This is a genomic window from Methylobacterium sp. WL6 (genome assembly GCF_008040095.1).
Taxonomy (GTDB): Bacteria; Pseudomonadota; Alphaproteobacteria; order Rhizobiales; family Beijerinckiaceae; genus Methylobacterium.
On sequence record NZ_VRVH01000298.1, the window covers coordinates 1 to 5,352 of the forward strand.

Here is a 5,352-nt window from a genome sequence, read left to right on the forward strand (position 1 = left end):
CTGATGTCGGCCGGCGCCGTCTCCGCCGCGACGCCGGCGCCCGCGCCGAGCCTCGTCCAGCCCGAGGCCCCGGCCGTGCAGGTGCGGATGACGCGCCGCTCGATGATGCGCCACCACACCATGCGGCGCCACATGATGCGCCGTGGCGGCGGCCGAACCATCGGAATGAAGAAGGGGCTCTGAACTTCAGACGCGGGGAAGCCTGCCGCCTGCATCGTCATTGGCTCGCCCGGCTCCGGCCGCGGCGGGCTTTTTCGTGTGCTCGACTCACTAAGTTCACCTGTCACGACGCGCGTGACCGCAAGCTCATGACGGAGCACACCCGTCGGGTGTCGAAGGCGTTGCAGGCTTTGAAGGCGGATCGGGTGGTGCGAGGCAGCATCGACAAACGAAGCAATCACGTTTGGAGCAGCGCGGCAGAATTTTAATTTTGAGTTAACGCTTGAATTAATTTATTTAATGCAATCACTATCGAGCAACAAATTTTTGGATAAGACTGTCGCCAGATCAGCGACAGCCCACGAAATATCAACGCGAATTTAGGCGATAGCCTATGCAGCCGCGTCTGCAACCTGCTGCGAACGGGGGCCTCTTAACCGATCTGAGTCGTTAATGGCGGATGCTGTCTGTTGTATACGTTCTTTCTGCTCTTGTGAAACGTAAGGTTTCCGCGCAACCTTATCGAGGGCCGCGGCGATCTCGGTGCGAAGCCATCCCTGAACCTGCGGCCTTGTGTCGCGCATTCCAGTTCTCCCCTTGTATCCCGCCCGTTGGCGCCGACGAGCGTACGCTGATTAGCAAGGGGCTGCATAGCGGAAAGTTCCCCGTATGTCCGTTCGGTTCACAAATTTGATTGAGTTTCCGATCTTAGTGTTTGGACTCGTCGGGCCTATTGGTGTTGACCTTGAGTATGCGCAAGAAACGATTTCGGATGAGTTAAAAAGCTATAATTATGCTACTCACTTAATACACATCACCGACATAATGGAAGAACTTCATTCCGAAGTTAATATTGATAGGACAAATCTATTCACTTCATACAATACCAAAATAGACTACGCGAATGATCTGCGGAAATCCTATGACGCCAATGAGGTTTTGGCTGCGATAGCTATAAGTGACATCAGCAAGAAACAGGGCGAGTATGCTAAAAGCCTTGAGGCAGGAGATGCCGTAAAACAAGGGCAGGCGTTTGTTGTCCGCCAACTTAAGACGCCAGATGAAGTTAGATTATTCCGTAGCGTATATGGTCGTCAGTTTGTCCAGGTTTCTCTGCATGGCTCTCCAACCAAGCGTGAAGAGTTTTTAATTACCAAACTAAAAATTCGTTCTAAGGGTACCTTGACTGAGAGCGTTGCTAAAAAACAAGCTGAAGAGCTTATTGAGCGCGATCGCAAAGAAGATGTTGCTTATGGACAAAATATAAGCAGCGCATTTCCCCTTGGAGATGTATTTATCAACTCAAGTGATAAGATAACATCTAGCACCTCTATAGAAAGATTTTTGAAAGCTCTTTTTGGAAACAACGAGGTGTCGCCAACTCGGCAAGAATACGGGATGTACGTTGCCAAATCCGCTTCTTTACGGTCATCGGATCTTTCTCGCCAAGTTGGTGCCGCCATTTTTGCTGCCACAGGAGAGGTAATAAGTTTGGGTTCTAATGAAGTCCCTAAATCTGGCGGAGGAACTTACTGGACAGGAGACCCAGACGACAGCAGGGATATGCGGGAAGGACATGATCCAAACGAACTGACCAAAGTTGAAATATTTGCTGATATTATTAACCGTCTTAATATTGACGAAATGCTTTCAGATGGACTTCTTGAGTTAAAAGATACGCAGAAAATCGTAGAAAAACTTCTAGACTCAAAATCTGGGCTTAAATATCGAAGCTCAAGAGTCATGGATCTAATTGAGTTTGGTCGTATAATTCACGCTGAGATGTCCGCTATATGTGATGCAGCTCGAAATGGAACATCTATTAAAGACGGCGTATTGTATTGCACAACATTTCCATGTCATCTTTGCGCTAAGCATATTGTTGCTAGCGGTATTAGTGCTGTTATATATCTTGAGCCTTATCCAAAAAGCTACGCCGAGAGGCTGCACAGCGACTCTATTGAAGTAGACGGTAGTCAGAAGGGTAACAAAGTTGCATTCTTGCCTTTTATCGGCATATCGCCCCATAGGTACAGAGACTTATTTGAAAAAGGAAAAAGAAAGAACGACATGGGAGAAGCCAAAAAGTGGTTCTCCCATCCTAGGAGGCCGATGATTGATGTGGTTTCACCAGCTCATATCGGCGCCGAAGAAAATGTGATTGCCGAACTTGGAAGGCTCATCGTCTCTATAAATAAGAAAAAAGAGGACGGATCTAAATCGGAAGATGTCGACAAAATTCCTGATGACAGCGGACCTATTCTTATAGACGTTACCGTTTAATGATAGGCATTGGTCGATGGACGACCTAACTTATGCAGTCCGCCGCTGCCAGTAGCCCATCCACTGCCGCGACACGGGGTGCGTGAGAGCGGCGTTGGTTGCCATGAGGTACTGGACGCCGTTGCTGACGTGTCGGTGATCCTCGCGCCTACCGCTGCGTCTCCCAAACCGGCACGCCGACAGGCCGCCCCGGGCGGTCCCGCCGGAAGGTCTGGTTCCCGTACCGGATCCAAGTGTCGCCTATCGCCTCAACGCGACGGGCGTTGATCATCAGGCCGCCGCAGTAGTCGACGCGAACCACGCCGACCGTCGGGTGCACGCCGAACAGGTCGGTGGCCGTCCAGCCGAGGGCGATGGCGTCGTCACCGAACCGGTCGAGGAAGTCGATCGCCGACTCGCGCATCTCCTGCCAGCGCTGCGCCGAGAAGCCGGGACAGGGCGGCACCGTGGGCTTCATGGCCTCAAGCGCGTCGCGCCAGGCCTGGACGGTGGAGGGCGCGGGTCGAATTGGTGTGGGTGATGCCATGGGTCTCGCCGGATGTGGGCCGGCGGGGATAGAGACGCGGGCGGGGCGGCGCAACGTGGCTGTCGGCCGCCATCACCCCTGCCGCGCTTGTCGGTTGGCGAGGACGTCGGTGATCAGCTTCGATAGCGCGTACCGGTCCGACGCGTCGTAGACCTCGACGCTCCATCGGACCCGTCGCACGGCCTGCTGCCGAGTATTAGGTCGATCGCGGCACGCTCGGCTTGGAAGCGCTTCAGCGCTGGATCGGCAGTCGCTTGCCCTGCAGAGGTCGGCCATGAGGTCGAAGCCGTCGGCTTAGGCGGAGCGCTTCAGCCTTCTGAAGGATCTGGCGCTGGTGGGTCGTAGCGCTCCCTGAGCTCGGCGCGCCCGCCTTCGGTAATCCTGTACTCGCTGCAGTCTGTTTTCGGGTCCGTCCGCCCGGTGGCGACGACCAGGCCCAGCACCTCAAGGCGTCTCATGTACGCGGTCACTTTGTAGAAGCTGGCGCCGGTCTGAGCTAAGGTCTGAAGGCGGTAGAGGCTGCCCGGTGGAAGCTTGTGCATCGGTCTGCAGCTCCTGGCTCAGCGCTGCACCGCCTCGATATCGTCCTCGTAGATCGAGTCCGGCTGGCAGGCGTGCCACTGCTTCTTCTCGTCGGTTTGGCCTTTGCGACCCCAGCAGTAGCCGGCTTGCGCCAGGCGGCCGCTCAGACGGTCGCGGAGACGGCATTGCTCGCGGATGACATCAGGATCGCCTGAACCCTCGCACGCCTTCGACGCTTTCGCTTTCGCCGTCAGCAGTTCCGGGATGGTCGGCATCTGCTGCTGTGCGCTGGCACCTCCGGCCGTGGCGACGAGAGCAAGGGCGACCAGGACTGTGCGCATACAAGCAGGATAGCCCCAGGGATGGAGTTGTCGAGGCGCGTTGAGAGCACCGAGGTCCGCATCATGAGCCGACGCTCGCCCTGATCAACACGCTGGCCTGGGAGCAGCGTAAGTGCGACGCGACCAAGAACGACGGCTTTTACAACCTCGGCAACACGCCTGCGCAGCCGGAGGCAGCAACTTGATGTAGAACCTCGATCGCTCAAAAGGCGGTCAAATCGAGGGGATTTTGCATGAGTCCGATAGAGGTGCTTACCGAAGCGCGTTCGAGAGAAGTGCCTTGGCCTCTCATCGTGCAAGCTCTTCGCGATCTCATGTCAGCAGGCAGCGTTGACGACCAAGGCAGGCCCTGGGTCGAAGTGGCTGCACACCTAACCGGCTATACAACAAGCCAGCTTTGGATCAGCATTAGAACATACGCATTCATTCAGAAATTTATTAGTCAAAATGATTTGCCTGCGCATGCCCTTGAATGGCCCATGTCAAATCTTGAAGTCGTTACCCGCATTGCCAAAGCAAACGAAGATCAAGCCAAGAAGATAGTCCGCAGTACAGATCAATTGACATTGCGTAATCTGCGCAACATATATGATCAAACTAAAAAAGATCCTACAAGCAAAATTTCTGCAATGAGTGCGGGCCTGCAATCGTCTAAGTCTTTTACAGATAAGCTCTTCAAAAACCTGTCAGGTAAAGACGCTCTCCAACGCATCCTGGGTTTGGCACAAGGTTCGTCAGTTGGGCGACTTAAGGTTTGGCCTGGGCGATATCCTTACTGTCATCCAAATTTTTACGTCGAGTTTATGTTTGACCGCAAGCTTCAGCTTGCTGCGTTTGAGGGGCTGAGATTTTATGGAGACGTCAATTCACAGGTCGCAACAAAAGCAGCCCTGAAAGCCGCTGTTGAAGCAACATTCTTTGCTCAGTATTACCTATGCGCGCCAAGTTGGGTATCAACGGACGATTTTTTGTCCCTCAGAGATAAATTAGGCCTCTTCAACGTTGGGATCGTCACTGTCGGTGAGGAAAAAGTCGATGCAATTGCGCATCCTCTTGGGCCATCCGTGCATGACCGGCAAAGCGTTCTGTTGGAGGACCGCGCAATTCGAGCCCGATTGGGGGTCGATCCGTAGCGAAACATGAATAAGAAAGGCGCCGAAAAAGCAAAAGGCCCAGCTTTGCAGCTGGGCCCTGAGTAAGTCTCGGCTCGCTAGAAGAGTATGCGCGCGACCCATCGAGGCCGCGCGCATATCGAGTTGGCTTAGAAGTCGCGTTGAACGCGGACCTTGGCCTGGAAGACGTCGTCGCTGGTCGTGGTGCGGACGATGCCCCCGGCGTTGATCGCGGCGATGCGCGAGTAGGCGGTCGGATCCTTGTCGGTGTCGATCACGCGACCGTTCTTGACGCCGATCTGGGTGTAGAGGCCTTCCACACCGATATCGAGGTCCTTCACCGGCGACCAGATCAGGCTCGCGCCGGCGACGAACTGGTAGGTGTCGCGAAGCGCCTGGCTGAGCTGGT

6 protein-coding genes and 2 pseudogenes are annotated in these 5,352 nt (G+C 54.5%); 3 read left to right on the plus strand and 5 right to left on the minus strand.

The annotated features are described in order from the left end of the window. The coding region (locus tag FV230_RS29940; protein WP_187275602.1) for a hypothetical protein at positions 1 to 183 on the plus strand (183 nt) is incomplete at its 5' end. Positions 184 to 828: 645 nt separating this feature from the next. Further along, on the plus strand, positions 829 to 2,442 hold the full coding sequence (locus FV230_RS23980) for an anti-phage dCTP deaminase (RefSeq protein ID WP_147844181.1): 1,614 nt from the start codon (positions 829 to 831) through the stop codon (positions 2,440 to 2,442). Positions 2,443 to 2,472: 30 nt separating this feature from the next. Here the strand turns inward: FV230_RS23980 and FV230_RS23985 are convergent. From FV230_RS23985 to FV230_RS24000, 4 genes and pseudogenes are all read right to left on the minus strand, one after another. Then, a pseudogene (locus FV230_RS23985) lies at positions 2,473 to 2,589 on the minus strand (IS1595 family transposase); the annotation flags it as partial. Position 2,590: 1 nt separating this feature from the next. Further along, positions 2,591 to 2,968, minus strand: a complete 378-nt coding sequence (locus tag FV230_RS23990) for a hypothetical protein (RefSeq protein ID WP_147844182.1) — start codon at positions 2,966 to 2,968, stop codon at positions 2,591 to 2,593. 308 nt (positions 2,969 to 3,276) lie between these two features. Next, positions 3,277 to 3,510 carry a hypothetical protein gene (locus FV230_RS23995; RefSeq protein WP_147727486.1) on the minus strand — a complete coding sequence of 78 codons (234 nt, stop codon included), beginning with the start codon at positions 3,508 to 3,510 and terminating at the stop codon, positions 3,277 to 3,279. Between the two features lie 18 nt (positions 3,511 to 3,528). After that, positions 3,529 to 3,831 (minus strand): hypothetical protein, encoded by a 303-nt coding sequence (locus FV230_RS24000; protein ID WP_147844183.1) that lies wholly within the window; start codon positions 3,829 to 3,831, stop codon positions 3,529 to 3,531. Between the two features lie 233 nt (positions 3,832 to 4,064). Here FV230_RS24000 and FV230_RS24005 point away from each other — a divergent pair, with 233 nt between their 5' ends. Further along, positions 4,065 to 4,964: a hypothetical protein gene (locus FV230_RS24005; RefSeq protein ID WP_147844184.1), complete on the plus strand. Its 900-nt coding sequence runs from the start codon at positions 4,065 to 4,067 to the stop codon at positions 4,962 to 4,964. A 128-nt stretch (positions 4,965 to 5,092) separates the two neighbouring features. Here FV230_RS24005 and FV230_RS24010 read toward each other — a convergent pair. After that, positions 5,093 to 5,352 (minus strand): annotated as a pseudogene (locus FV230_RS24010) (porin); the annotation flags it as partial.

Bases quoted from the DNA above. Each gene is read 5' to 3' on its own strand.
- FV230_RS23980 (WP_147844181.1), top strand. From the start codon at position 829: ATGTCCGTTCGGTTCACAAATTTGATTGAGTTTCCGATCTTAGTGTTT.
- FV230_RS23990 (WP_147844182.1), bottom strand. From the start codon at position 2,968: ATGGCATCACCCACACCAATTCGACCCGCGCCCTCCACCGTCCAGGCC.
- FV230_RS23995 (WP_147727486.1), bottom strand. From the start codon at position 3,510: ATGCACAAGCTTCCACCGGGCAGCCTCTACCGCCTTCAGACCTTAGCT.
- FV230_RS24000 (WP_147844183.1), bottom strand. From the start codon at position 3,831: ATGCGCACAGTCCTGGTCGCCCTTGCTCTCGTCGCCACGGCCGGAGGT.
- FV230_RS24005 (WP_147844184.1), top strand. From the start codon at position 4,065: ATGAGTCCGATAGAGGTGCTTACCGAAGCGCGTTCGAGAGAAGTGCCT.